Source organism: Mesorhizobium sp. M0028, from assembly GCF_040323855.1.
Classification (GTDB): Bacteria; Pseudomonadota; Alphaproteobacteria; order Rhizobiales; family Rhizobiaceae; genus Mesorhizobium.
On record NZ_JAMYVG010000001.1, the window covers coordinates 264,093 to 288,551 of the forward strand.

26 protein-coding genes are annotated in these 24,459 nt (G+C 61.5%); 17 read left to right on the top strand and 9 right to left on the bottom strand.

From position 1 onward, the window contains the following. Positions 1 to 12 precede the first annotated feature (12 nt). Entirely contained in the window at positions 13 to 1,185 is a 1,173-nt protein-coding gene (locus tag NKJ93_RS01290; protein ID WP_352587104.1) for a TIR domain-containing protein, read from the bottom strand. Between the two features lie 310 nt (positions 1,186 to 1,495). Between NKJ93_RS01290 and NKJ93_RS01295 the strand changes: the two genes are divergently transcribed. Further along, the gene (locus NKJ93_RS01295) at positions 1,496 to 2,572 is read left to right on the top strand and encodes a type I restriction enzyme HsdR N-terminal domain-containing protein (RefSeq protein ID WP_352502365.1); all 1,077 of its coding nucleotides are present in this window, start codon (positions 1,496 to 1,498) and stop codon (positions 2,570 to 2,572) included. Positions 2,573 to 2,890: 318 nt separating this feature from the next. Here the strand turns inward: NKJ93_RS01295 and NKJ93_RS01300 are convergent, their stop codons facing one another. Genes NKJ93_RS01300 through NKJ93_RS01320 form a run of 5 tightly spaced genes read right to left on the bottom strand, consistent with a single transcriptional unit; the run spans position 2,891 to position 7,192 of the window. Then, positions 2,891 to 3,133: a hypothetical protein gene (locus NKJ93_RS01300; protein WP_352587107.1), complete on the bottom strand. Its 243-nt coding sequence runs from the start codon at positions 3,131 to 3,133 to the stop codon at positions 2,891 to 2,893. 44 nt (positions 3,134 to 3,177) lie between these two features. Beyond that, positions 3,178 to 4,302: a DNA-processing protein DprA gene (dprA, locus tag NKJ93_RS01305; RefSeq protein WP_352587110.1), complete on the bottom strand. Its 1,125-nt coding sequence runs from the start codon at positions 4,300 to 4,302 to the stop codon at positions 3,178 to 3,180. Beyond that, positions 4,299 to 4,886, bottom strand: coding sequence for a glycerol-3-phosphate 1-O-acyltransferase PlsY (plsY, locus tag NKJ93_RS01310; protein ID WP_352587113.1), 588 nt, complete (start codon positions 4,884 to 4,886; stop codon positions 4,299 to 4,301). Before plsY ends, dprA begins: the two co-directional genes overlap by 4 nt. Before the next feature lie 57 nt (positions 4,887 to 4,943). Beyond that, the gene (locus NKJ93_RS01315) at positions 4,944 to 6,230 is read right to left on the bottom strand and encodes a dihydroorotase (protein ID WP_352587116.1); all 1,287 of its coding nucleotides are present in this window, start codon (positions 6,228 to 6,230) and stop codon (positions 4,944 to 4,946) included. After that, positions 6,227 to 7,192, bottom strand: coding sequence for an aspartate carbamoyltransferase catalytic subunit (locus tag NKJ93_RS01320; RefSeq protein ID WP_352587119.1), 966 nt, complete (start codon positions 7,190 to 7,192; stop codon positions 6,227 to 6,229). The genes NKJ93_RS01315 and NKJ93_RS01320 overlap by 4 nt, the downstream gene beginning before the upstream one ends. 155 nt (positions 7,193 to 7,347) lie before the next feature. On the opposite strand from NKJ93_RS01320, the gene NKJ93_RS01325 reads away from it, so the two are divergent. From NKJ93_RS01325 to NKJ93_RS01335, 3 genes are all read left to right on the top strand, one after another. Continuing rightward, positions 7,348 to 8,976, top strand: coding sequence for a DNA alkylation response protein (locus tag NKJ93_RS01325; protein ID WP_023717762.1), 1,629 nt, complete (start codon positions 7,348 to 7,350; stop codon positions 8,974 to 8,976). A 163-nt stretch (positions 8,977 to 9,139) separates the two neighbouring features. After that, complete coding sequence (locus NKJ93_RS01330) at positions 9,140 to 9,694, top strand: hypothetical protein (protein ID WP_023717761.1); 555 nt, start codon at positions 9,140 to 9,142, stop codon at positions 9,692 to 9,694. Continuing rightward, a complete protein-coding gene (locus NKJ93_RS01335; RefSeq protein ID WP_023717760.1) occupies positions 9,694 to 10,005 on the top strand; it encodes a DUF6105 family protein in 312 nt (103 codons plus the stop codon). Before NKJ93_RS01330 ends, NKJ93_RS01335 begins: the two co-directional genes overlap by 1 nt. On the opposite strand, the gene ruvX is transcribed toward NKJ93_RS01335, so the two are convergent. Next, the gene (gene ruvX / locus NKJ93_RS01340; protein ID WP_023717759.1) at positions 9,972 to 10,457 is read right to left on the bottom strand and encodes a Holliday junction resolvase RuvX; all 486 of its coding nucleotides are present in this window, start codon (positions 10,455 to 10,457) and stop codon (positions 9,972 to 9,974) included. The genes NKJ93_RS01335 and ruvX overlap by 34 nt on opposite strands. A 117-nt stretch (positions 10,458 to 10,574) precedes the next feature. On the opposite strand from ruvX, the gene NKJ93_RS01345 reads away from it, so the two are divergent. From NKJ93_RS01345 to NKJ93_RS01370, 6 genes are all read left to right on the top strand, one after another. Next, on the top strand, positions 10,575 to 11,282 hold the full coding sequence (locus tag NKJ93_RS01345) for a metal-dependent hydrolase (protein WP_023717758.1): 708 nt from the start codon (positions 10,575 to 10,577) through the stop codon (positions 11,280 to 11,282). A 23-nt stretch (positions 11,283 to 11,305) separates the two neighbouring features. Next, on the top strand, positions 11,306 to 11,722 hold the full coding sequence (locus tag NKJ93_RS01350; protein WP_023717757.1) for a hypothetical protein: 417 nt from the start codon (positions 11,306 to 11,308) through the stop codon (positions 11,720 to 11,722). A gap of 75 nt (positions 11,723 to 11,797) precedes the next feature. Further along, complete coding sequence (gene gatC, locus NKJ93_RS01355) at positions 11,798 to 12,085, top strand: Asp-tRNA(Asn)/Glu-tRNA(Gln) amidotransferase subunit GatC (RefSeq protein ID WP_023717756.1); 288 nt, start codon at positions 11,798 to 11,800, stop codon at positions 12,083 to 12,085. A 7-nt stretch (positions 12,086 to 12,092) separates the two neighbouring features. After that, on the top strand, positions 12,093 to 12,551 hold the full coding sequence (locus NKJ93_RS01360) for a GNAT family N-acetyltransferase (protein ID WP_352482278.1): 459 nt from the start codon (positions 12,093 to 12,095) through the stop codon (positions 12,549 to 12,551). Next, complete coding sequence (locus tag NKJ93_RS01365; protein ID WP_352587122.1) at positions 12,551 to 14,116, top strand: amidase; 1,566 nt, start codon at positions 12,551 to 12,553, stop codon at positions 14,114 to 14,116. The genes NKJ93_RS01360 and NKJ93_RS01365 overlap by 1 nt, the downstream gene beginning before the upstream one ends. Before the next feature lie 28 nt (positions 14,117 to 14,144). Then, entirely contained in the window at positions 14,145 to 14,942 is a 798-nt protein-coding gene (locus tag NKJ93_RS01370; protein WP_023717753.1) for a YdcF family protein, read from the top strand. Here NKJ93_RS01370 and NKJ93_RS01375 read toward each other — a convergent pair. After that, positions 14,915 to 15,634: a DUF599 domain-containing protein gene (locus NKJ93_RS01375; protein WP_023717752.1), complete on the bottom strand. Its 720-nt coding sequence runs from the start codon at positions 15,632 to 15,634 to the stop codon at positions 14,915 to 14,917. The two genes, NKJ93_RS01370 and NKJ93_RS01375, sit on opposite strands and share 28 nt — an antisense overlap. A 170-nt stretch (positions 15,635 to 15,804) precedes the next feature. On the opposite strand from NKJ93_RS01375, the gene NKJ93_RS01380 reads away from it, so the two are divergent. The 4 genes from NKJ93_RS01380 (at position 15,805) to NKJ93_RS01395 (ending at position 19,285) form a co-directional block, all read left to right on the top strand. Further along, positions 15,805 to 17,208, top strand: a complete 1,404-nt coding sequence (locus tag NKJ93_RS01380) for an L-serine ammonia-lyase (RefSeq protein ID WP_352587125.1) — start codon at positions 15,805 to 15,807, stop codon at positions 17,206 to 17,208. A gap of 85 nt (positions 17,209 to 17,293) precedes the next feature. Continuing rightward, positions 17,294 to 17,731, top strand: coding sequence for a DUF1489 family protein (locus NKJ93_RS01385; RefSeq protein ID WP_023717749.1), 438 nt, complete (start codon positions 17,294 to 17,296; stop codon positions 17,729 to 17,731). Positions 17,732 to 17,855: 124 nt separating this feature from the next. Beyond that, positions 17,856 to 18,587: a vWA domain-containing protein gene (locus NKJ93_RS01390; protein WP_352482282.1), complete on the top strand. Its 732-nt coding sequence runs from the start codon at positions 17,856 to 17,858 to the stop codon at positions 18,585 to 18,587. Next, positions 18,587 to 19,285 carry a DnaJ domain-containing protein gene (locus NKJ93_RS01395; protein ID WP_023717747.1) on the top strand — a complete coding sequence of 233 codons (699 nt, stop codon included), beginning with the start codon at positions 18,587 to 18,589 and terminating at the stop codon, positions 19,283 to 19,285. Before NKJ93_RS01390 ends, NKJ93_RS01395 begins: the two co-directional genes overlap by 1 nt. 45 nt (positions 19,286 to 19,330) lie before the next feature. On the opposite strand, the gene NKJ93_RS01400 is transcribed toward NKJ93_RS01395, so the two are convergent. Further along, entirely contained in the window at positions 19,331 to 20,719 is a 1,389-nt protein-coding gene (locus NKJ93_RS01400) for an SPOR domain-containing protein (protein WP_352587128.1), read from the bottom strand. A gap of 300 nt (positions 20,720 to 21,019) precedes the next feature. On the opposite strand from NKJ93_RS01400, the gene NKJ93_RS01405 reads away from it, so the two are divergent. The 3 genes from NKJ93_RS01405 (at position 21,020) to clpA (ending at position 24,426) form a co-directional block, all read left to right on the top strand. Further along, positions 21,020 to 21,349: a phasin family protein gene (locus NKJ93_RS01405; RefSeq protein ID WP_023717745.1), complete on the top strand. Its 330-nt coding sequence runs from the start codon at positions 21,020 to 21,022 to the stop codon at positions 21,347 to 21,349. A 275-nt stretch (positions 21,350 to 21,624) separates the two neighbouring features. Next, positions 21,625 to 21,951, top strand: coding sequence for an ATP-dependent Clp protease adapter ClpS (clpS, locus tag NKJ93_RS01410; RefSeq protein WP_023717744.1), 327 nt, complete (start codon positions 21,625 to 21,627; stop codon positions 21,949 to 21,951). 6 nt (positions 21,952 to 21,957) lie between these two features. Then, the gene (gene clpA / locus NKJ93_RS01415) at positions 21,958 to 24,426 is read left to right on the top strand and encodes an ATP-dependent Clp protease ATP-binding subunit ClpA (protein ID WP_023717743.1); all 2,469 of its coding nucleotides are present in this window, start codon (positions 21,958 to 21,960) and stop codon (positions 24,424 to 24,426) included. The last annotated feature ends 33 nt before the right edge of the window (positions 24,427 to 24,459 follow it).

Here is a 24,459-nt window from a genome sequence, read left to right on the forward strand (position 1 = left end):
GGCAGAGCGGCGCTAGTCGTAGGTGTATCTCGTCAGGTTGAGGGCGATGATATACTCTTGGCGCATCATTTTTACGATTAGGGGGTAAGGAATTGAGACGTGAGGCGTGCCATCTGCGTAGGACGCGACTTGATAGGAGGAGAAGTGAATATCAAGGCTGTTCTCGCTGAAAGCGAATGATCCGAAGTCGGACCACTTCTCAGTTCCCCCGTTTACCCACTCCTCCTCAAGACCGACCGTTTCGCCGGGCTCTGGCTCCTCGTTTCCCCCCGGATTGTAATTTACCAGCCGCTTACGGATTTCCTTCTGTAAAATTGGAAACGCCAGGTCTGGCGTAACGAAAATGCTTTCGAGCGAGTCGATTCTGATAAGTGGTTCGAGCAGAAACGCCAAAGTTCTATGGCCGTGCGTAGGGTGCGCTGCTCCGGCACCATACCAATTAATGCGATATAGAAGGGTCAGGACTTTGTGGCAAAACACGGGGTCACCGCAGCGGGCATCGAAAGTGTTCGTCCGAGACCATTTATCCTGGGCATAATTGTAAGAAGCTGAGTCCTGCTCGAATTTAGTTCGGCGATTGGAAAATAAGTGTTCGAGCAATACACCTTTAACATGCTGGCCGATTTGTATGATGTTTGGAATTGTCGTGGAGGAGAATTCTAATATTTGAAGTTCAACGGAATAACCGGGCATTCCCTCCCACTCTTCCTTTATCAAAGTGGGGTGCCAGGTGATTTCCTGATCCAACTGCACGCGCTCCCGCTCACCACCCAATCGCTCGATCTGGTGCGCTATCGCGTCGGATAACGCCTCTTTGAACCCAGATTGGCTGGCGAACAAAGCTTGAATACCCTTCAGTTGGTCAGGAATAGGACTTTCGTCAAGAATTACGGGGATAATAAAAATGTCATCAATCAACTTCTCTTGGTATTTGTCCAAGGAAATTCTTAGCTCCCGTTGGATATAACCTCTGCGGTCGCGAGAATTTTTCGACCAAAGAATTACTATAATGCCTGATCTATCCAGGGCGCGTTTAATTTCAAAATCCCAATTTTGCCCGCCCTTGATTTTCTTGAAGTCGATCCAGCTGTCAAAACCGTTTTGCTTAAGCCAGTCGTACAACTCACCAGCGGCCTCGCGATCCGGCTTGGCATAGCTAATGAAAATTTGAAAATTGCTGTCCAATAGCCAGTCCTCCCTTGCGACTCGTCGAAACTATAGGGGTGCGTCTCACCAGAATCTAGGCGGCGAACCCGAGCGCCGGCGACCAAAGATGCGACCAGCGCAGGCTTCAAAAAGTTCTTTGAACGGACTCAATGGTTGGCGGGGAGCATATTGTCGAATGCTTGCCAGGCGGCGAAACGGTTGACCGGCGATGGGCGTGCGGCAACGGACGTTTCACCTATCTAGCACGCTGCAAGCCCCTAAAGCTCAGATCGACTTGCGCAAACGGCTCTTTTGCACGATCCTCCGTCAACATTCGAGGGAGGGGATTATGAGTGTTGAAGAAAAACTCCGTGTTCTGGCCGACCGTATTAAAACGCATTCCAGCGCAATGCTTACCGAGGAGGCCTTAAAGACGGCAATAGTACTGCCGTTTTTGGCAGCTTTAGATTACGACGTTTTCAATCCTGATGAGGTCATCCCCGAGTTCTGCGCCGACGCAGTTGGAAAGAAAGGGGAGAAAGTAGACTACGCCATCAAAATCGACGGGGAGATCAGGATTCTTGTCGAATGCAAACCGATCACCACAGTACTCGATCGAGTGCATCTCGCGCAGCTGTACCGATACTTTTCCGTCACCAACGCCAAATTTGCTATCCTGACAAATGGCCGCGCCTTTCACTTCCACACCGACCTGGTTGCACCGAACAAGCTCGATGATCGTCCGTTCCTCACATTCGACCTCTCAGACCTACAAGGTCAATTGACATCAGAACTGAAGAAATTCGCGAAAGCTGATTTCAACGTAGATGGAATCCTCCAGTCCGCTCATCGATTAAAATACACTTCTGCAATCAAGAAAGAGATTGGGAGTGTGATGGAGAATCCGCCTGAGGATTTTGTTCGGATGGTGACAGTTGGACTTTACCAGGGTCGATTCACGGGCCAAGTTAAGGAGCAATTCACACCTATGGTCAAAGCAGCTTTTCGCGAGATTGTTCGGGAATCCGTCCAGTCGCGTCTATCCACTGCGTTGGCTGAAACTGAGGTTTCGGAGATTGGCACGGACGGAATTGGCGCCGAAGAAGAAGTCGTCACTACTGAGGACGAACGCGAGGGGTTTATGGTCGTCCGCGCAATCGTTCGCGACCTTCTGAAACCGGCAAGGGTAATCATGCGCGACCAGAAGAGCTATTGCGGTATCCTTGTCGACAACAACAATCGCAAGCCATTGGCCCGACTATGGTTCAACAGGACCGTAAAATATCTCGGGCTTTTCGATGGCGAGAAGGAAGACAAAGTCAAGATCGACTCGTTGGACGAAATCTACGATCACGCCGATCGCTTGCGAGCGACCGCGAAGGAATACCTTGCTGGAGCTATCGCCGCACCATCGATAGTTTCCTGACCCTCTGCATTCTCTGTGCTTGCTTAGCAAGAGCCCGGCACACTATGTTCAGTGCCGTCCGGCAAGCGCATATGGTGGGACTGCAGGAGATCGACGACATGTGGAACATGCCGTCAACGCGAGGTTTCTCTCTGGGCCCGCGGCGTTGCCGGCGCGGAGTCTTCCGCTAACCACCCGCCCCATCGTCCATCATCGTGCCGGTGAGCGCCTCATAGGCTCTGCTGCACAGCTGCGAATGCGGACAATCCTTCACGATAAGCGCCGGCACCACCGTGAGAACCGCTGCGGCAAGGATTTGCGGGCAAAGACCGACGGCGCTTACCTTCTGCCGAACACGCCGGCCAGGAAAAAGTAGAGACCCTGGGCCATGCAGGCTGCCGTCAGAATGCCCACAAGCGTACTCGTCCCTCTTGCGAAGGGCGTTGTATAGCTGTCGGGAAAACCCAGCGTGCCGAGATCCATCGACCATTGCAGCGCCAGCACGACGCTCAATGCCGCCCAAACGAAGGCCGTCTTACGAGTGAACAGCGTCCGCTTTGGTTTGTTGCTTAGATCGGTCATGAAATCACGTCTGAATGCGCGCCGGGACATGCGCAAGCTCCCGGTCAAATCAGCGAGACACCACCGCCGGCATGGCGTTCGAGCCGGCCGGCGAGGTCGAGCTCCAGCAGCACCATGAACACTTGGGCGGGATGCAGGCCGGTGTGGCGGATGATCTCGTCGACTGCTACCGGCGTCGGGCCGAGTGCCTCGACGACGCGGTCGCGGTCGTCCTCGCGCGGCGGCGGCGTTGCCGAAAAGTCGGGCGGCTCTTCAAGCGGCGATGTCCTTGGCGCCCAGGCGCCGACCAGCGGCGCGATCGCACTGGTGACATCGGCGGCCTCGGTGACAAGGGTGGCGCCGTCCTTGAGCAGGCCATTGGTGCCGGCGGCGCGCGGATCGAGCGGCGAACCGGGAACGGCGAAGACCAGTCGGCCCATCTCGCCGGCAAGCCGGGCGCTGATCAGCGAGCCGGAGCGCTGTGCGGCCTCGACCACCACCAATCCCAATGCGGCGCCAGCAACAAGCCGGTTGCGGCGCGGAAAATCCTGCGCGCGCGGCTGCCAGCCAAACGGCATTTCCGAGACGATGGCGCCACCGCGCTCGGCAATCTCGTCGCACAGCCCGGCATTTTCGGGCGGGTAGGGCAAATCGAGGCCGCCGGCGAGCACACCGATCGTGCCGGTCGAAAGGCTGCCCTGGTGCGCGGCCGTATCGATGCCGCGCGCCAAGCCGGAGACGATGCCATAGCCGTCGCGGCCGAGATCCGCCGCCAGCATCCGGGCCATTTTGATGCCGGCCAGCGAGGCGTTGCGAGCGCCGACGATGGCGACCGCGGGCAAGCGGAAAACCGCACTACTGCCCCTGACCGCGAGCAACGGCGGCGGATGGTCCATGCTCTTCATCAGCGGCGGATAATCCGCCTCGCCGATGCCGACGAAGCGGGCGCCCGCCCGCCTGGCTGCCTCCAGCTCGGCCTCGGCCTCGGCAATGGACGGAATGCGGACGATTTTTTTGGCGCCACCCGAAATCATCAGCTCCGGCAGCATCGCAAGCGCTGCTTCGGCCGAACCGAACCGGTTGATCAGGTCGCGAAAGGAAGCCGGGCCGACATTCGGCGTGCGGATCAGGCGAAGCCAGCTCAGCCGCTGCCGGTCGCTGAGGCGCGGCCCGGCGGCGGGCTCGCTCACTCCTTTGCCCCGATCTTACCCTCGGTGCCGGCAAGCAGCCGCGCAATGTTGGCGCGATGTTTCAGGATGACGATCAGGCTCATCGCCGCGAAAAGCCCGGCAATCTGCGGCGTGCTCAGGAAGTACAAGGCCACTGGCACGACGACCGCTGCCGTCAATGCCGCCAGCGAGGAGTAGCGGAACAGGAAAGCCACCGCGAGCCAGACAACGGCGAAGATCACCGCCACCTGCCAGGCAAGGCCGATCAGCACGCCGAGGTAGGTGGCGACACCCTTGCCGCCCTTGAAGCCGAGCCAGACCGGAAAGAGGTGGCCTAGAAACGCACCGAAACCGGCCCAGAGTCCGAGCTCAGGTGCAAAGCGGCCGGCGATCAGCACAGCCGCGGTGCCTTTAAGGGCGTCGAGCAGCAGGGTGGCCGCCGCCAGACCCTTGTTGCCGGTGCGCAGCACATTGGTGGCGCCGATGTTGCCGGAGCCGATGTTGCGCACGTCGCCGAGGCCGGCGGCACGGGTGATCAGCAGCCCGAAGGGGATCGAGCCGAGAAGATAGCCGAACACCAATGCCAAGACGGGACTGTAAGCCATTGTTCCCCCGAAGTTTCCTTGGCTGAACGGATTTGAAGGCGTGACGCCTGTTCCGTCCTAGGCCGAAAACACTGTGCGGCCCGCCACTATCGTTTGCAAGACTTTGCCTTGCAGCCGCGCGCCTTCGAAACAGGTGTTTTTCGAGCGCGAGCGGATGCCGCTCTCGCTGACGATCCATGGCTCGTCCAGATCGACGAGTGCAAGGTCGGCCAAAGCCCCCGGTTTCAGCGTGCCGCCGGGCAGGCTGAACAATCTTGCCGGCGCGGTGGATAAGGTCTCGACCAGCCGGAGCAGCGTCACGTCGCCATTGTGATAGAGCCGCAGCCCCGCGCCCAGCAGCGTTTCCAGCCCGATGGCGCCGGCCGCAGCATCGGCGAAGGGCAGGCGCTTGGTGTCGACGTCCTGTGGGTCGTGCGAGGAGACGATGAGGTCGATGGTGCCGTCCTTGACCGCCTCGATCATCGCCAGCCGGTCTTCCTCGGCGCGCAGCGGCGGCGTCAGCCGGAAGAAGGTGCGGTACTCGCCGACATCATTCTCGTTGAGCGACAGATTGTGGATCGACACGCCTGCTGTGACGTTGGCGCCGTCGGCTTTTGCGCGCGCTACCGCGTCTGCCGCCATAGCCGTCGAGATCTTGGCAGCGTGATAGGAGCCGCCGGTCAGGCGAGCCAGCGCGAGATCGCGCTCCAGGGGGATTGATTCGGCCTCGCGAGGAATGCCGGCAAGGCCAAGCCAGCTTGCGTAAAGGCCTTCGTTCATCACGCCGGCCGAGGCGAGATCGGCGTCCTGGGTTTCATGCGCGATGACGCCGTCGAAATCGCGCGCGTAGGTCAGCGCGCGACGCATCACCAGCGCGCTGGCGATAGAATGCCGCCCGTCGGTGAAGGCGACCGCTCCAGCCTCGCGCAATAGGCCGAATTCGGTCATCTCGCGGCCTTCCAGCCCCTTGGTGATCGCTGCCGCCGGAAAGATGTTGACGATTGCCGTGTCCTTGGCGGTGCGCAGCACAAACTCGACCAGTGCGACATTGTCGATCACCGGGTCGGTATCGGGCATCATGACGATTGAGGTGACGCCGCCCGCCGCCGCAGCAATGCTCGCCGATGCGATGGTTTCGCGGTGTTCGCCGCCCGGTTCGCCGATGAAGACACGTGCATCGATCAGGCCGGGGATGATCGCCTTACCAGCGCACTCGATGATCGTGGCGTCTTCGGGCGCGCCCTGGTTCAAGGCCGCCTTGCCGGCGGCAACGATTTTGCGCCCTTCGACGATGACGGTGCCTATCTCGTCGATGCCGCGCGATGGGTCGACGATGCGGGCGCGGCTGAAGACCGTTATGCTCATGCGCCGCGGCCCTCGTGGTTTCGACGGGGGTCGAGCAGCGCTTCCATCACCGCCATGCGCACGGCGACGCCCATCTCAACCTGTTCCTGGATAACGCTTTGCGGGCCGTCGGCGATCTCGGAGGCGATCTCGACTCCGCGGTTCATCGGGCCGGGATGCATGACCAGCGCACCGTCCTTGGCCGCTTTCAGCTTCTCGGCGTCGAGCCCGAAATAGCGGAAATATTCGCGCACCGAGGGTACGAAAGCGCCTTCCATGCGTTCGCGCTGCAGGCGCAACATCATCACCACGTCGGCGTCCTTCAGACCCTCGCCCATCGAGCGGGTGACGATGACGCCCATCTTCTCGATGCCGGCGGGCAAAAGCGTCGAAGGGGCGACGACCCGTACTTGGGCACCGAGTGCGTTGAGCAGAATGATATTGGAGCGGGCCACGCGCGAATGCAGGATGTCACCGCAGATCGCCACGATCAGCTTCGATAACGGACCCTTGGCGCGGCGGATGGTCAGCGCGTCGAGCAGCGCCTGCGTTGGATGTTCATGAGCGCCGTCGCCGGCATTGACCACCGTGCAGCCGACCTTTTGAGCAAGAAGTGCCGCCGCGCCCGCCGATTGGTGGCGGATGATCAATATGTCGGGGCGCATGGCGTTCAGCGTCATCGCGGTATCGATCAGCGTCTCGCCCTTCTTCACCGACGAGCTTGCCACCGACATGTTCATGACGTCGGCGCCGAGCCGTTTGCCGGCCAGCTCGAACGACGATTGCGTACGGGTCGAGGCTTCGTAGAAGAGATTGATCTGGGTGCGGCCGCGCAGCGTCGATGTCTTCTTGTCCGATTGCCGCGAGATGGCAACGGCCCGGTCCGCCCGGTCGAGCAGAAGCTCGATGTCGGCGGGGGAAAGATCGCGGATGCCTAGAAGATGGCGGTGGGGATAAAGTGGAAGGGACGATGCGTCAGTCATCTCAAGTCGCTGCTATAGGGGGGAGGCTCCGCGGCTGCAAGCACCGGCTTGGGATTGGATCGGTTCTCCCCGGTATTTTCGTCGCGCGCCGCCGGCCATAGGCTATAAACCGCGATGACTTTGGATTCGCAGACTTCAGGTGATAAGGACGAAGCGTGACCGACGACGTGACCAACCAGCCGCCGCCGCTGGCCGGCGGCAACGCCTGGCGGGGCGATCCGTTGCTGATCCAGCTTGCCGAGCGCTTTTCCGATCCGGTGCGCAAGGACCTCGACGGGCTTGGCCGTTTCGTTTTGACGCATGAGGCGCAGGAGCTGGCCCGTCTTGCCAATGTCGAGACGCCGAAGCTCAGGACCCATGATCGCCAGGGCCGGCGCATCGACCAGGTCGAGTTCCACCCCGCCTATCACGCGCTGATGCGCCGCTCGGTCGCCAACGGGCTGCATTCGTCGGTCTGGGAGAATGGCGACGCCGAGATCGGCCGCCGCCACCAGGTGCGCGCCGCGCGCTTTTACCTCACGGCTGAGCTCGAAACCGGGCATCTTTGCCCGATCACCATGACCAGCGCTTCGCTGGCAGCGCTGATGGCCAGCCCGAAACTGTTTCGCGAATGGGCGCCTCGGGTGACGACGCGCAAATACGATCAGGGCCAAAAGCCGCCGGTCGAAAAAGCCGGGCTGACGCTCGGCATGGGCATGACCGAGAAGCAAGGCGGTACCGATGTTCGTGCCAACGTCACCAAGGCCGAGCGCGCCGGCAGCGGTTTTTATCGCCTGACCGGCCACAAATGGTTCATGTCGGCGCCGATGTCGGATGCCTTCCTGGTGCTCGGACAGGCGCCGGAGGGACTGTCGTGCTTTCTCGTTCCCCGCTTGCTTGGCGACGGATCCGGCAACGGCTTCCGCTTTCAGCGGCTGAAGGACAAGCTCGGCAACCGCTCCAATGCGTCCTCCGAGGTGGAATTCGTCAATGCCATCGGCGAGATGGTTGGCGAGCCCGGCGCCGGCGTGAAGACGATCATGGACATGGTGACCCTGACGCGGCTCGACTGTGCCGTCGCCTCCTCGGCGATCATGCGGGCCGGACTGGCCGAGGCCGTCCACCATACGCGCCACCGCCAGGTGTTCGGAACCAATCTGATCGAGCAGCCGCTGATGCAGCGTGTTCTGGCCGACATGGCGCTCGACGTTGCCGCCGCTACCGCGCTGTCGTTCCGGCTGGCGCGCTCCTTCGACGAGGCGGCCGGCGACCGCGGCGAGGCGGCCTTCGCCCGCGCCATGACGCCGGTCGTCAAATACTGGGTCTGCAAGATTGCGCCGCCGCTGCTCTATGAGGCGATGGAATGCCTCGGCGGCAATGGCTATGTCGAGGAGGGGCCGCTCGCCCGCTACTATCGCGAAGCTCCGGTCAACGCGATCTGGGAGGGTTCAGGCAACGTCATGGCGCTCGACGTGTTGCGAGTGCTCGGCCGCGCGCCAGGCCTGTTCGATGACGTGCTGGCCGGCATCGACCGCGATCTCGGCGCTGGCGGACGCGGCACCGTCGGCGTGCTCAAGGCAGCAATGCAGGTCGCTGCAACCGACGAGGGCTCAGCGCGGCTGTTGACCGAGCAATTAGCATTGTCGGCGGCGGCGGCAGAGCTTCGCAGGCTGGGGGCAGGGCGGATCGCCGACGCCTTCGTCGAGACGCGCCTCGCCGGCCAGTGGCGCAACACCTATGGAATGCTCGATTCGCGCCACGATGCGCGGATGATCATCGACACGCTCTACCCGCCGATCAACTAGTGCCGTCGCCCGGGTCGTAGCCGCTTTTTTTCGCGCGCCCTGTGGATGATCGTTAACCTTAACAAATGGTTTCCATTGCGGCGGCCGGTGGCAAAGCCCAGTGTTATGGTTAAGGCAAGGACTGTTCGGCTGAGCGGTCTTTGTCCTGCGAAGCAGGAGCGTCATGCGGCATATTTTGAGCTCTTTTCTGGCATTGCATTGGGCGGCCGTTTTCGCCCTGCTGGCGTTCATCTGCATCGATGGGAATCGTGGCGTCGCGGCGGCCCTTGGCGTGCTCGGCGTTCCCGTCCAGAACACTCGCTTTGCCGATCTTGAAAACGCCGTCGTCGTGGCGCCGCTCGCCGTGGCATTGCTTGTCGTCGCGGTGCTGTTCTGCTGGGCCTTTGTTGAAGCATTGACCAGCGACGCCACCAACCCGGACCCAGCCGACAGTGTTGTGCGGATCGCCTTCATCTCGGCCTCGGGCGTGCTGTCGTTGATCGTCATCGGCGGCGCTGCGCAAGGCATCAATGGGCTGTTCATGGTTGTCGCCGTGCAATTGGCGGCACTTCTGGCGTCATATGTCGCGATGCTCGCCGAGCGGCGCTCAGCCGCTGCCGCGGCAGTTCCAGTGACCGGCGAAATCCGCGCGGCCGCGCATATCATGGCCAAGGCAGCGGCGTACAATTCCTCGCTTGCGCGCATTTCGGGCCGGCCGGATTCGAGGGACGATCGCTGATGCGCACCTTGTTCGCGCTGTGGGCGGCTCCGCTCCTCCTGTTCTGGGGCTGGTTCTTTCTGTCGCTCAACGACATCAATTTCGGCTATGTCATGCTGAGCCGCCAATTGCACGATCTCGTTTTCCAGCTTTATGGGCAGATGCTCGGCGTCGATCCGGCGCTCATCCCGGGCATGGTGGCGAAGGCTTGCGTCTTCGACGGCCTACTGCTGATGGCGTTCTGGGCATTTCGCCGCCGCAAGGCGATCGGCAGCTGGATCAAGGCAACGCGCAATCGCTATTTCGACCAGGCATCGACTCCGAGCGCCTGAAGCCGGTCGAGAACACCCTGCAGGATGAAGGCCGCCGCCGCTGAATCGATCTTGCCGGCGCGTTTCTTGCGGGAAAAATCCATCTCGATCAGTGTCCGCTCGGCCGCCACCGTCGACAGCCTTTCGTCCCAAAAGACGAACGGCAGATCGGTCAATCCAGCCATGTTGCGGACGAAAGCGCGGGATTTTTGGGCGCGTGGGCCTTCCGAGCCGTCCATGTTGATGGGGAGGCCGATCACCACTGCGCCGGCATTTTCCTTCTGCAGCAGAGCGAGCAGCACCGCGGCATCGAGCGAGAATTTCTTGCGCATGATGACAGGGCGCGGGTGCGCGAAGGACAAGCCGCGGTCCGAAACCGCCACGCCGATCGTCTTGTCGCCGAGGTCAAGCCCAGCCAGGGTCTTGCCGCCGCCGAGCCGGCCCGGCAACTCCTCGATCGTGATGATGCCCAACGGCTTTTCCTTTGACCGCGACGCCGCACTTCCTATACGCGCAACATATGCCGCGGCACTTTAATTTCGCCGTCGGCGTTCTAGCCTCTACCGAAGCAAAAATCGAGGAAGGCATTGATGAAACTTACCTGGTACGGACACTCGGCATTCCGCGTCGAAATCGAAGGCGCGAAAATCCTCATCGACCCGTATCTGGTCGGCAATCCGTCATGGACAGGCGGCTGGGAAGAGCCGGCCGAAGGGGTCACGCACGTGTTGCTTACCCATGGCCACAGCGACCACATCAGCGGCGCCGTCGAAGTGCTCAAGAAAAGCGGCGCGATGCTTGTCGCCAATTTCGAGATTTGCATGTACCTGGTCGGCAAAGGCGTCAGTGACAAGCAAATCAATCCCGGCAATATCGGCGGTACCGTCGATTGCGGCGGCTTCACCACCACTTTCGTTCAGGCTCTGCATTCATCGTCCTTTCTAGGCGAGAGCGGCCAGAACACCTATCTCGGCAATCCGGGCGGGCTCGTCCTGCACTTCCCCGAGGATAAGACGCTCTACCATATGGGCGACACAGACATCTTTTCCGATATGGCGCTGATCAACGAGTTGCATGAGCCGAAGATCGGCATCGTGCCGATCGGCGACCGCTTCACCATGGGTGGCGCGGTGGCAGCTCTTGCCTGCCAGCGTTTCTTCAAGTTCGAGACGGTCGTTCCCGCTCACTTCGGCACATTTCCGATGATAGATCAGACCGCCGACAAGTTTGTGGCCGGGCTGGACGGATCGGGTGTGAAAGTGGCGTTGCCGAAGATCGGCGAGACGATTACGCTGTAGGAACGCTGAACCGGAATGACGACATGGGTCTGAGAAACTCTCTTTGCATTTCTATGCTGGTTGCCGCATCGCCGGCGCTGGCCGCCGAGGATTTCATCGAGGGCATCTATCTGCAATCGGAGGATCTCTGCGCGCAGGCCAAAAAGGATACGCTGCAGACGGTGATCGAGGGCGGCAATATCGTACTGTCGGCAAACGGACTGGAAAGCATCGAATATAACTGCGAGTTCCTGCAGATCACCAAGGCGACACGGTCGCCAAGCTGGGCGGTGACCGCCATCTGCCAGGAGCCGGGCTACGTCTTTCCGGATGTTCTCTCACTGACTCAGATGAACCCGAAGCAGATCGACCTGGTTTCGGTTCGGCCTGCCGCGGACGAAAGCGAGCAGAGCGGCAACGGTGGCAGCTATTTCCTCTGCGACGGCGTGGCGATGCCGTAGGGCAGTTGTCGGCACGATGCATGTTGCGCGGCACGCGCTGCGCCGCTATAGCGCTGGTTTTCCCCGAGGCACAACATGTCCGTTGATATTAAAACCGTGAAGCGCGTCGCGCACCTTGCCCGCATTGCGGTGAGCGAGGAGGATGCAGAGCGCATGACCGGCGAATTGAACGCCATTTTGGGCTTTGTCGAGCAGTTGAACGAGGTCGATGTTTCCGGCGTCGAGCCGATGACCTCGGTCACGCCGATGGCAATGAAGAAGCGCCAGGACGTCGTCACCGACGGCAGCAAGGCAGCCGACATCGTCGCCAACGCGCCGGCAACCGAAGAGAACTTCTTTCTCGTGCCAAAGGTCGTGGAGTAGCTGGCCGATGGTAATCGAGATCGCCGCGGAGACGCCGCTGCAGGACGATGTGCGTGGGCTGGTCGAGGAGCTCAACGCCACATTGCTGGAGTTGACGCCGCCGGAGCATTGCTACCATTTGACGGTCGAGCAGATGGCGGACCGCGACACGACCGTCTTCATCGCCCGCGATAACGGCCTTGCCATCGGTTGCGGCGCGCTGAAGCGCCACGATGCTGTCGTCGGCGAGGTCAAGCGTATGTATACGCGGCCTTCGCATCGCGGCCGCAAAATCGGTGCGATGATCGTCGAGCGGATTGAGGGCTTGGCGCGCCAAGAAGGGCTGAAGCGTCTGGTGCTGGAGACGGGCGACCGTCATCCCGCCGCCTGGACCGTCTACGAACGCGCCGGTTTTTCGCGCTGTGGGCCGGTGCTGAATTATCCCAATTCCGAGTGGTCGGTGTTTTACGAAAAGAGTCTTGCCTGATGAGCGACCTGACCCAGCTGACGATTTCGCAGGCCCGCGCCAAATTGCGCTCCAGGGAGATCACCGCCACCGAAGTCACCGAGGCTTATCTTTCGGCTATCGAGCGAGCCAATCCGGCGCTCAATGCCTATGTGGTGGTCACTGGCGACAAAGCGCGCGACATGGCCAAGGCCTCCGACGCGAAACTGGCCAAGGGCGAGGGCGGGTCGCTCGAGGGTATCCCGCTCGGCATCAAGGATCTGTTCGGCACCGAAGGCGTCCACACCCAGGCCTGCAGCCACGTGCTTGACGGGTTCAAGCCGCGCTACGAATCGACTATCACCGCCAATCTGTGGGCGGATGGCGCCGTCATGCTCGGCAAGCTCAACATGGACGAGTTCGCCATGGGCTCGTCCAACGAGACCTCGTATTACGGGCCTGTCATCAACCCGTGGCGGCGTTCGCGGCTCGACACGGTGGTAATGCCGACGACACATCAGGGCGAGGGCGGCTTCGTTTCGGCGGGCGGCACCAGGACCGCGCGCACGTTGGACAATGCCCAGCTGGTGCCGGGCGGTTCGTCCGGTGGCTCGGCATCAGCCGTCTCGGCCTTCCTGTGCGCCGGCGCTACCGCCACCGACACCGGCGGCTCGATCCGCCAGCCCGCCGCCTTCACCGGCACGGTCGGCATTAAGCCGACCTATGGCCGCTGCTCGCGTTGGGGCGTCGTCGCCTTCGCCTCGTCGCTCGACCAGGCCGGGCCGATCGCGCGCGACGTGCGCGATGCCGCGATCCTGTTGAACTCGATGGCTTCGGTCGACCCGAAGGACACGACCTCCGTCGACCTGCCGGTGCCGGATTACGAGGCGGCGATCGGCCGCTCGATCAAGGGGATGAAGGTCGGCATCCCCAAGGAATACCGTGTCGACGGCATGCCCGAGGAGATCGAGGCGTTGTGGCAGAAGGGCATTGCCTGGCTGAGGGATGCCGGCGCCGAGATTGTCGACATCTCGCTGCCGCACACGAAATACGCGCTGCCGGCCTATTACATTGTTGCGCCCGCCGAAGCCTCGTCCAACCTCGCCCGTTACGACGGCGTCCGCTATGGATTGCGCGTGCCCGGCAAGGACATTGTCGACATGTATGAAAAGACCCGCGCCGCCGGCTTCGGGCGTGAGGTCAAGCGCCGCATCATGATCGGCACCTATGTGCTTTCCGCTGGCTACTACGATGCCTACTATCTGCAGGCGCAGAAGGTTCGTAACCTGATCAAGCGCGATTTCGAAAATGTGTTTGTCGCAGGTGTCGACGTCATCCTGACGCCGGCAACGCCGTCCGCCGCCTTCGGCATCGCAGACGAAGACATGGCCGCCGACCCGGTCAAGATGTATCTCAACGACATCTTTACGGTGACGGTGAACATGGCCGGCTTGCCCGGCATCGCGGTTCCGGCCGGGCTCGACGCCAAGGGGCTGCCACTCGGCCTGCAGCTGATCGGCCGGCCTTTCGACGAGGAAACGCTGTTCCAGACCGCCCATGTCATCGAACAGGCGGCCGGCACATTTCAGCCGGAAAAATGGTGGTAGGATCGTTTCTCATCTGAGGGGGTGAGGGATGTTCTTCTATGTCTCCAAGGTCCTGTGGCTCTTCGTCCAGCCGCTTAATCTCGCGATCATCCTGCTGCTGGCTGGATTGCTTGCGGCATTGGTCGGGCGCAAAAGGCTATTTGCCACCGGCAGCGTGCTGGCCTTCCTTGTCCTGGCACTGTCAGCATGGACCTCGCTCGGCGCAGTGATGCTCAATCCGCTCGAGGAGCGTTTCCCTAAGCCACCCCTGCCGGAAAGGGTTGACGGAATCGTTGTGCTCGGCGGCGGTATGGACGGCGCCATCAATTTCGTTCGCGGCGGTTATGAACTCAACGCCAGTGGCGATCGAATCGTCGAGGCAGCCGTGCTGGCGCGGCGTTTTCCGACAGCGAGAGTCGTCATTTCAGGCGGCCCCGTTGCAATAATCGGTGAGGACGAAGGCGACTCAACCACGGCGCCACGCGTACTCACTGCGCTCGGCGTGGCGGCCGATCGTCTGATCCTGGAAGACAAGTCACGCAACACCTACGAGAATGCCGTCTTCACCAAGCGGCTGATTACGCCGAAACCCGGCGAGATCTGGCTGCTGGTGACCTCAGCCTTCCACATGCCGCGCGCCAAGGCGCTGTTCGACAGAGCCGGCTTCCCGACGGTTCCATGGCCGGTCGACTACCGCACCTCCGGTAAGGAAGGTATCAGCCTGTTCCGCAAATCTACCAACGAAGCGCTGCAGACCACGACCATCGCGATTCGCGAATGGATCGGGCTCGTCGCCTATTGGCTGTCGGGCCGCATTGATCAGCCTTTTCCCGGGCCAGGCGGCTGACCGAGCACCGCCTGCCGCGCCGCCGAGAAAAATTGGCGGCGCACCAGCACCGCCAGAAGCAGCAGCGTCGATAGCACGAAAACGGCGGGATCGACGAACCAGCCAAGATAACCGATCGAGAAGAACACGCCGCGCAGCCCGGAATTGAAATGCTTCCCGGCCAGCATGTTCATGCGGGCCGCGCGCCACACCGCCGTTTCGGTGACCGGATTGCGCGACGCCTCGCCATGCGGAATCGGCACCGCGCCGATCAGGATCGAGCAATAGTTGAACAGCCGGTAAGCCCAGCCGAACTTGAAGAAGGAAAAGGCCAGGATCAGCACCAGCCCGAACACCTTCGTCTGGAAGGCGGCGCGTGAGGATGTGGCGCCAAACGGCAGGTCGCTCAGCACAGTGAGAACCTGATCGGAAGTGCCGAGCAAGGCAAAACAGCCGCCGATCGCAATTAGCGAACTGGAGGCAAAGAAGGCGGTCCCCTGTTGCAGGCCGCTCATGATGGCGGTGTCGACGATGCGGATCTCGCGTTCGGCCATGGTCCTCATCCAGGCCTCGCGCTGCGCGTTCATCGCCCTCGTCAGCGACATGCGGCTGACCAGCATTCCGTCGGCGGCGAGCGTATGCAGCACCCACGCGGCAAGGAAGAACCCCAGCGCAGCAAGGTCGGCCGTCGATAAATGAAAGGAATCGCTCATGCGGTGCTTTTACCACAGGCGGAGGGGACGCTTCGATGGCCGAAGCCGGAATGTCGCTGCCGGAGCAAACAAGGTCGGCAGGCGCAGCGCCGCGATCTTCAAAACAGCGGAAAACATCATGGGAATTCCTATATGTAGATCTCAACAGGGTCCCAGGAGAAAACGCCCACGTGTTCCTTTCGGTTTTCGACCTGTTCAAGATCGGCATCGGCCCATCGAGTTCGCACACGATGGGGCCGATGACGGCTGCGCGGCGGTTTCTCGACGAGATTGCGGGAGACGACTGGCCGCGTCCGGCCGACGCCAGGGTCGACCGAATCGCGGCCAGCCTGCATGGCTCGCTCGCCTATACCGGTATCGGCCATGGCTCCGATCGCGCCGTGGTGCTCGGCCTCGCCGGCCAGACGCCGCAGACGGTGGATCCTGACCACGCCGACGGCATCGCCGCTCGCATCGCCGCCGAGAAGCGGATTTCGCCCTCCGGCCATCCGTCCTATCGTTTCGACCCGGCAACGGATCTGGTGCTGGATCGCAAGACGCCGCTGCCGGGTCACGCCAATGGCATGGCGTTTTCTGCCTATGATGCCGGAGACCGGTTGCTGCTGAGGCGCGTCTACTATTCGATCGGCGGCGGCTTTGTCGTTTCCGAGGAAGAATTGCAGCGGATGAAGGCGAGGGGCTCGGCGACAACCGAAGGCAAGAAGGTTCCATATCCGTTCAAGAACGCCGTCGAAATGCTCTCAATGGCAGCGAAAAGTGGCCTTTCCATCGCCGAGATGAAGCGCGTCAACGAGGAGACGCAGATGTCGCGCGAGGAGCTCGACGCCGGCCTCGACGGCATCTGGAGCGCCATGAAGGGATGCATCGAGCGCGGCCTGTCGCAAGACGGCATCATGCCCGGCGGACTGAAGGTGCGCCGCCGTGCCCGGATGCTGCACGACAAGTTGCAGGAGCAATGGCAGCAGAACCGGCCCAACCCGCTGCTCGCCAATGACTGGCTGTCGATCTATGCAATGGCGGTCAACGAGGAGAACGCCGCCGGCGGCCGTGTCGTCACCGCGCCAACCAATGGGGCGGCCGGCACTCTGCCCGCGGTGTTGCGCTATTGGCTGCATTTCCATCCCGAAGCCGACCAGCCGAGTATCCGCGATTTCCTGCTGACGGCGGCGGCCGTTGGCGGCATCATCAAGACCAATGCTTCGATCTCGGGGGCCGAGGTAGGCTGCCAGGGCGAGGTCGGTTCGGCTTCGGCGATGGCTGCGGCGGGATTGTGCGCCGTCATGGGCGGCACGCCCGAGCAGGTCGAGAACGCTGCCGAAATCGCGCTGGAACATCATCTCGGCATGACCTGCGATCCGGTCGGCGGCCTGGTGCAGGTGCCGTGCATCGAGCGCAACGCGCTTGGCGCTGTCAAGGCGGTGACCGCCGCTTCGCTGGCCATCAAGGGCGATGGCGTTCATTTCGTGCCGCTCGATGCGGCGATCGAGACGATGCGCCAGACCGGCCTCGACATGAACGAAAAGTACAAGGAAACCAGCCTTGGCGGATTGGCCGTCAATGTCGTGGAGTGCTGAGCGCCAGTCTGGCGGCCTGGACCACCACTGTGGAGAAGTCGATCAGGCCGTTGACGCGTTCGCGTGCTGGGCTAAACCTTAAACGATGTCTCTCAATCTCATAAAGCTTTGCGTCGGCTGTGACAGCGTCGAGGATCTGGAAGAGTGGATTGCCTTCCGCCTCGACGAGCGGCGCCGCGCCGGCGAACCGGCCGAACACTACCACACCACCCGCATGGTGCCGACGCGCGGCGCCGAGATCACCGACGGCGGCTCGCTCTACTGGGTGGTCAAGGGCAATGTCCAATGCCGTCAGCTGATCACCGAAATCCGGCCCTTCACCGATGACGATGGCATCGGCCGCTGCCATCTGATCCTCGATCCCGAGGTCGTGCGCACCGACTGGCAGCCGCGCCGTGCATTCCAAGGGTGGCGCTACCTGAAGCCGGCGGACGCGCCGGCCGATCTCGGCAAGGGCAAAGCCGGGCTGATCGAAATGCCGCCGAAGCTCAGGCGTGAGCTTGCCGATCTCGGCCTACTCTGACGCCAAGAACCGTAACGCCAAGGGCACCGGCCGAACGCTTGTCCGCAGTTGCCATCATCACCGGTCCTGCAGGTCGCCTGATCTGGGCTTGCAAGCTGGGGAACAACGCCACATCTTGAATGTCATGAGCGACAAGAAGCAGCCCGTGCCTGCAAAGGCCAATCCTGCGCCGGTCGAGTCCCAATCGAGCACCGGCGAGATCGACGCCTTTCTCCGTCAGGCAAGGACGCTCGCTGCATCCGCCACCGGTTCAGGCAGGCTGATCCTGTCCCTCGACGCTACGATGAGCCGCCAGCCGACCTGGGATCTCGCCTGTGCGCTGCAGGCCGAGATGTTCGACGCCGTCGGCAAGGCTGGGGTGCTCAAGGTTCAACTGGTCTATTTCCGCGGGCTTGGCGAGTGCCGTTCCTCCGCATTCGTCACCGATACCGAAGCTCTGAAGCAGCTGATGACGCGCATCGACTGCCGTAGCGGCCACACCCAGATCGGCAAGGTGCTCGCCCATGCGCTGAAACAGACGGCGGCGGCCAAGGTCAACGCGCTGGTCTATATCGGCGATGCGATGGAAGAAAACATAGATGATCTGGCCGAAAAGGCCGGTAGCCTAGGTCTGCACGGCGTTCCTGTCTTCGTTTTTCAGGAAGGCCATGATGCCGGTGCAGAAAAGGCGTTCAAGGAAATTGCACGGCTGTCCAAAGGGGCCTGGTTCCGGTTTGATCGGCGGGCTGCCGCGACCTTGGCCGGCCTGCTTTCGTCCGTCGCCGTGTTTGCGACCGGCGGTCTGAAAGCACTGGAGGACCGGGGCAGGCCGGAGGACCGGCTGATGATCGAGCATCTACGGGGCGGCGGAAACTGATGGGCGCGATTATCGCTTTTGTAGCATTGCTTCTGGTGCTTCTCGGCATGCTCACCATCTTCCTGCGCGCCGATCCGGGGAAGCTTGCAGGCGGCATGAGGACCCTTGGACCCGTGCTGCTCGGGCTGGTCGGCGTTGCCGTGCTGCTGGTCGGGCGCGAGGGCCTCGGCGGCTTGATCCTGTCGGCCGCGCTCGCCTGGTATGGCTCCATGCGCATGAATCAGCCGGCCGCGAAACTGGCACCGGGCAAGCGTTCGACGGTGCGTACCGCGGCGCTTGAGATGGAACTCGATCACGACACCGGCGGCCTCGAAGGCCTCGTGCTGGCTGGGCGCCATGAAGGCAAGATGCTTGGCTCGATGGGGCTTGCCGAATTGCAGCAACTTTATCGCGAACTCTCCGGCGATCCGGAGAGCCGCCAATTGCTAGAGACGTATCTTGACGGCAGATTTCCCATCTGGCGCAAAGACGCTGATGCGAATGGTGGCGAAGGGCTGGGTGTTGCGCCAGGTTCGGGCGCCATGACTAAGGAGGAGGCCTACAAGATCCTTGGTCTTGAAGCGGGGGCTGCCGCGGCGGATGTCCGCAAGGCGCACCGCCGCCTGATGCAGCGCCTGCACCCCGATATCGGTGGCACGTCTTTCCTGGCGGCGCGGATCAACGAAGCCAAGGACGTCTTGCTCTCCAATCACAACTAGTCTCCTTCGACGCAGAACTTTCGGGAAAGATATCGTTTCGCGCCCTTACTGCTGGACGGCGTAGCACTCGATCTTCTTCTTTTTCAAAGCGTTACAAGCCTTCCAGGCGGCGGTCTTCGAACCAAAACCACCGAACCGGGCGCGGTAATAGGTGACGCCGTCTTTGTCGAAGGCGACGGTGAAACCGGAGGCATCGGCCAGAATGGAGGGCACCTGCTTCGTCGCCTTGTCGAGGAAAGCCTTTGCTTCGGATTGCTTTGGCGAAGAGGCGACCTGTATTGCCCAGCCGGATGGCACCGACGCCGTGCTGACCGGATCGACCTCTGCAGCCGGTTCGGCATAGGCTGCGGCGACTCGGGCCGTCGCCACATCGTCCGCTGTCGCCACGGCCGCCGTCTTGACCTTTCTGGTCTGAACGACCGGAGTGGTTTCTTCAACGACGGGAGCATTTTCCTCGACGAGGGAGGCAACGGCATCGTCGTCCGGCTTACTATCCGGCGTCGGCGCGTCATGCTTCGGCAGAAGCACCTTGGCCACGGCTGAAATCGGATTGCCGCCACCGGCTTTGGCAATCAGCATGCCGCCGCCGCGCGACGACGCCTTCGGCATGTAGGCATTGATCAACCCGGCCATCTGGCTGTCGCGGCTGCCGCCGGACCTGCCGCCCATGACCACCGCTACGATGCGCCGGTCGCCATCCGATACCGAGGAGACCAGGTTATAGCCGGAGGCGCGGGTATAACCGGTCTTGATGCCGTCGACGCCCTTGATGCGTCCGAGCAGACGGTTATGGCCGTTGATGCGCTGTCGCCCGTAAAGAAAGGAGCGCTGCGAGAAATAGCCGTAATATTGTGGAAAATGCTCTCTCAGGGCGATACCGAGCAGCGCCATGTCGCGCGCCGTCGTGAACTGCCCGGGATCAGGCAAGCCGTTGGCGTTGCGGAAAACGGTTCCCCGCATGCCCAGCGCCCGCGCCTTGGCGGTCATCATGCGGGCGAAATTGGCCTCATTGCCGCCGAGCATCTCGCCAAGCGCAGTTGCGGAATCGTTTGCCGATTTGGTCACCATCGACAGGATGGCGGTCTCGACCGTGACCGAGCCGCCCCGCTTGACGCCGAGCTTTGTTGGCGGTTCGGCAGCGGCATTGGCCGAGAACACGACCGGAGAATTCCTGCTGATCCTGCCCTTCGCCAATGCCTCGAACGTCAGATAGAGCGTCATCATCTTGGTAAGCGAGGCCGGATAGCGCCGGCCATCGGCATCCGACGAATAAAGCACCTTGCCGGACTTGGCATCGATGACGATGGCCGCCGACTTGGCCGCCATGGATGAAGCCGCGTCCGCGACGACGAAGCTCATCGCCATAGCGAGAATCATGATCGTTTTGAGGGGGGACGCGGATTTGGAAACGAAGCCCGACAACGCCTTACGCACTGATAGTTCCTTTGAATTTCCGTTGCCTTGGAGGCGGCAAAGGGTCCTGCCTCACCTCGGGCCACGCTAACGCGGGCAGCGTTACCAATCCGTTTATGGTAACCGCCGCGTTCACCATTTTCTGCGGGATTGAGCCTCTCTTTATTCGAATCTTAGCGATTGCCGGCGGCTCACGATGCGCATTGCCGCGGAAATCTTGACTTTTTGTGCACTGCACAATATATTTACACGCATTGCACAACGCGGCCCGGACAAGGCGCGTCCATCGTCCAAAGGCCACCGTTCAAGGGAATGCGTGAAATGACCCAGACCTATGAAGATTTCAGCAAATACGGCAAGGAATTTGCCGACACCGGATTGAAGAGCTTTGCATCGCTGTCCAAGGGTGCACAGGCCATCGCCACCGAGGCGGGCGAGTACACCAAGAAAAGTTTTGAGGCCGGCAGCGCCGTTGTCGAGAAGCTCTTCTCCGCCAAGTCGCTGGATAAGGCGATCGAAATCCAGTCCGACTACGCCAAGCAGTCCTATGAGAGCTTCGTCACCGAGGCCACCAAGCTTGGCGATCTCTATGCCGAACTCGCCAAGGAAGCCTACAAGCCGTTCGAATCGATTGTCGCCAAGGCGAAGTAAATTCGACGAACGTTCCAAGCCGGCCCTTGGGCCTCAAAAGACAGACCCGGTCGCGAACGCGCGGCCGGGTTTTTTCATGCCAGCTCGAAATCGGGGTCCTTGCGGTCTTCACGATTTGAAAAATCGGTCAAGTTTGGCCACCTAGCCATATTGTCAGCTAAACAGAAGGGCTTAAAATCGTCCATCGAGCACCTACATGTCGAGCATGCATGAGGATTCGAAAGAGGCAGGACTACGTGACTACAGGTTTGACTGCCACGAGCTACGTGGTGCGAATGCAGAACGGCAGCAACGGCAATGAGGCCGGTCGCGGCACGGCCGTCATCACGCGCACAAAAACCAAGACCAAGAAGCCCAGTCTGTATCGGGTCCTCATCCTTAACGACGACTACACACCCATGGAGTTCGTGGTTCACGTGCTGGAGCGTTTTTTCCAGAAGGATCGCGAAGCCGCCACACGCATAATGCTTCATGTTCACAATCATGGGGTGGGCGAGTGCGGGGTCTATACATTCGAGGTGGCCGAGACCAAAGTGTCTCAGGTCATGGATTTCGCCCGACAGAATCAGCATCCGCTGCAATGCGTGATGGAGAAGAAGTGAGGTAACATGCCGGCTTTCTCCCAAGGCCTGGAAAAGGCGCTTCACCAAGCGCTGACGCTCGCCAATGAGCGGCACCATGAATATGCAACCCTTGAACATTTGCTGCTCGCCCTGATCGACGACACCGAGGCGGCCGCAGTCATGCGTGCCTGCAACGTCGATCTCGACGAGTTGAAGCATACGGTTCTCACCTATATCGACACCGAGCTCGACAATCTCGTCACCGGCTACGATGAAGATTCCAAGCCGACGGCCGGTTTTCAGCGCGTCATCCAGCGCGCGGTGATCCATGTGCAGTCGTCAGGCCGCGAGGAGGTGTCCGGCGCCAACGTGCTCGTCGCCATCTTCGCCGAGCGCGAGAGCCACGCCGCTTATTTCCTGCAGGAACAGCAGATGACCCGCTACGACGCGGTCAACTACATCTCGCATGGCATTGCCAAGCGCCCAGGCGCTTCCGAGACGCGGACGCCGCGCGGCGCCGACGACGAGCAAGGCAGCCAGGGCGGAGCTGAGCCGCAAGAAGAAGGCGGCAAGAAGAAGCAGCAGCAGGACGCGCTGACTGCCTATTGCGTCAACCTGAACAACAAGGCCAAGGCTGGCAAGATCGATCCGCTGATCGGTCGCGAGAGCGAGATCAACCGGACTATCCAGGTGCTGTGCCGCCGGTCCAAGAACAACCCGCTCTATGTCGGCGATCCCGGCGTCGGCAAGACGGCGATCGCCGAAGGCCTCGCCAAGCGCATCGTCGAGGGCGACGTTCCCGAAGTGCTGCACAATGCCACCATCTTCGCGCTCGACATGGGCACGCTGCTGGCCGGCACCCGTTATCGCGGCGATTTCGAGGAGCGGCTGAAGCAGGTAGTCAAGGAGCTCGAGGACTATCCCGGCGCCGTGCTGTTCATCGATGAGATCCACACCGTGATCGGGGCAGGAGCCACCTCTGGCGGCGCCATGGATGCGTCGAACCTGTTGAAGCCGGCGCTGTCGTCCGGCGCGATCCGCTGCATCGGCTCGACCACCTACAAGGAGTTCCGGCAGTTCTTCGAGAAGGACCGCGCGCTGGTGCGGCGATTCCAGAAGATCGACGTCAACGAGCCGACCGTCGAGGACGCCATCGAGATCATGAAGGGACTGAAGCCCTATTTCGAGGAGTTCCACAAGGTTCGCTACACGAGTGAAGCGATCAAGGCTTCGGTCGAGCTCTCGGCGCGTTACATCAACGACCGCAAGCTGCCGGACAAGGCGATCGACGTGATCGACGAGACCGGCGCCTCGCAGATGCTGGTGCCCGAAGCCAAGCGCAAGAAGACCATCGGCATCAAGGAGATCGAAGCGACGATCGCCACGATGGCGCGCATCCCGCCGAAGACGGTTTCCGCCGACGACGAGAAGGTGCTGCAAGGTCTCGACATCGAGTTGAAGCGCGTCGTCTATGGCCAGGACACCGCGATCACCGCGCTGACTTCGGCCATCAAGCTGGCGCGGGCCGGCCTGCGGGAACCGGAAAAGCCGATCGGCTCGTACCTGTTCTCCGGTCCGACCGGTGTCGGCAAGACGGAAGTGGCCAAGCAGCTCGCCGCCTCGCTCGGCGTGGAGCTGATCCGCTTCGACATGTCGGAATATATGGAACGCCACACCGTTTCGCGGCTGATCGGCGCGCCTCCCGGCTATGTCGGCTTCGACCAGGGCGGCCTTCTGACCGACGGCGTCGACCAGCATCCGCATTGCGTGCTGTTGCTGGACGAAGTCGAAAAGGCGCATCCGGACCTGTTCAACATCCTGTTGCAGGTCATGGATCACGGCAAGCTGACCGACCATAACGGTAAGCAGATCGACTTCCGCAATGTCATCCTGATCATGACCACCAATGCGGGCGCATCCGACGCGCAGCGCGCGGCGATCGGTTTCGGTTCGACCAAACGCGAAGGCGACGATGTCGAAGCGATCAACCGGCTGTTCACGCCGGAGTTCCGCAACCGTCTCGATGCGATCATTCCGTTCGGCTCGCTGCCGGTGCCGGTCATCCATCAGGTGGTGCAGAAGTTCGTCATGCAGCTGGAAGCGCAGCTTTCCGAACGCGGCGTGACCTTCGACCTGTCGCAGGATGCAATCGCCTGGCTGGCCGACAAGGGCTATGACGAGCGCATGGGTGCGCGGCCACTTGGCCGTGTCATTCAGGAGCACATCAAGAAGCCGCTGGCCGACGAGGTGCTGTTCGGCAAGCTCAAGAAGGGCGGCACGGTGCGTGTCACCGTCGAGAAGAAGGAAACCGGCGAGACCGGCCTGAAGCTCGAATCGCTCGCCGACGAGGCGCCGGTGAAGCCGAAGAAGGAAGAGCCGGACGACGTGCCGAAAGCCAAGAAGGCGGTGGCGAAAAAGCCCGCCGGGAAAAAGGCGGTGGCGCAGAAGTCGGAGCCGAAGGGCAAGGATGGCGGCAAGCGCAGCCTGGTGCCGCAACTGCCGCGTAAGAACTGACAATCCTGCAAGTAAAAAAGCCCCGGCAACGGG

What these genes read in the sequence shown, in the direction of transcription:
- NKJ93_RS01295 (WP_352502365.1), top strand. Translation starts at nt 1,496, where the DNA reads ATGAGTGTTGAAGAAAAACTCCGTGTTCTGGCCGACCGTATTAAAACG.
- NKJ93_RS01300 (WP_352587107.1), bottom strand. Translation starts at nt 3,133, where the DNA reads ATGACCGATCTAAGCAACAAACCAAAGCGGACGCTGTTCACTCGTAAG.
- plsY (WP_352587113.1), bottom strand. Translation starts at nt 4,886, where the DNA reads ATGGCTTACAGTCCCGTCTTGGCATTGGTGTTCGGCTATCTTCTCGGC.
- NKJ93_RS01315 (WP_352587116.1), bottom strand. Translation starts at nt 6,230, where the DNA reads ATGAGCATAACGGTCTTCAGCCGCGCCCGCATCGTCGACCCATCGCGC.
- NKJ93_RS01320 (WP_352587119.1), bottom strand. Translation starts at nt 7,192, where the DNA reads ATGACTGACGCATCGTCCCTTCCACTTTATCCCCACCGCCATCTTCTA.
- NKJ93_RS01330 (WP_023717761.1), top strand. Translation starts at nt 9,140, where the DNA reads ATGCGGCATATTTTGAGCTCTTTTCTGGCATTGCATTGGGCGGCCGTT.
- NKJ93_RS01335 (WP_023717760.1), top strand. Translation starts at nt 9,694, where the DNA reads ATGCGCACCTTGTTCGCGCTGTGGGCGGCTCCGCTCCTCCTGTTCTGG.
- NKJ93_RS01345 (WP_023717758.1), top strand. Translation starts at nt 10,575, where the DNA reads ATGAAACTTACCTGGTACGGACACTCGGCATTCCGCGTCGAAATCGAA.
- NKJ93_RS01350 (WP_023717757.1), top strand. Translation starts at nt 11,306, where the DNA reads ATGGGTCTGAGAAACTCTCTTTGCATTTCTATGCTGGTTGCCGCATCG.
- gatC (WP_023717756.1), top strand. Translation starts at nt 11,798, where the DNA reads ATGTCCGTTGATATTAAAACCGTGAAGCGCGTCGCGCACCTTGCCCGC.
- NKJ93_RS01360 (WP_352482278.1), top strand. Translation starts at nt 12,093, where the DNA reads ATGGTAATCGAGATCGCCGCGGAGACGCCGCTGCAGGACGATGTGCGT.
- NKJ93_RS01365 (WP_352587122.1), top strand. Translation starts at nt 12,551, where the DNA reads ATGAGCGACCTGACCCAGCTGACGATTTCGCAGGCCCGCGCCAAATTG.
- NKJ93_RS01370 (WP_023717753.1), top strand. Translation starts at nt 14,145, where the DNA reads ATGTTCTTCTATGTCTCCAAGGTCCTGTGGCTCTTCGTCCAGCCGCTT.
- NKJ93_RS01375 (WP_023717752.1), bottom strand. Translation starts at nt 15,634, where the DNA reads ATGAGCGATTCCTTTCATTTATCGACGGCCGACCTTGCTGCGCTGGGG.
- NKJ93_RS01385 (WP_023717749.1), top strand. Translation starts at nt 17,294, where the DNA reads ATGTCTCTCAATCTCATAAAGCTTTGCGTCGGCTGTGACAGCGTCGAG.
- NKJ93_RS01390 (WP_352482282.1), top strand. Translation starts at nt 17,856, where the DNA reads ATGAGCGACAAGAAGCAGCCCGTGCCTGCAAAGGCCAATCCTGCGCCG.
- NKJ93_RS01395 (WP_023717747.1), top strand. Translation starts at nt 18,587, where the DNA reads ATGGGCGCGATTATCGCTTTTGTAGCATTGCTTCTGGTGCTTCTCGGC.
- NKJ93_RS01405 (WP_023717745.1), top strand. Translation starts at nt 21,020, where the DNA reads ATGACCCAGACCTATGAAGATTTCAGCAAATACGGCAAGGAATTTGCC.
- clpS (WP_023717744.1), top strand. Translation starts at nt 21,625, where the DNA reads ATGCAGAACGGCAGCAACGGCAATGAGGCCGGTCGCGGCACGGCCGTC.
- clpA (WP_023717743.1), top strand. Translation starts at nt 21,958, where the DNA reads ATGCCGGCTTTCTCCCAAGGCCTGGAAAAGGCGCTTCACCAAGCGCTG.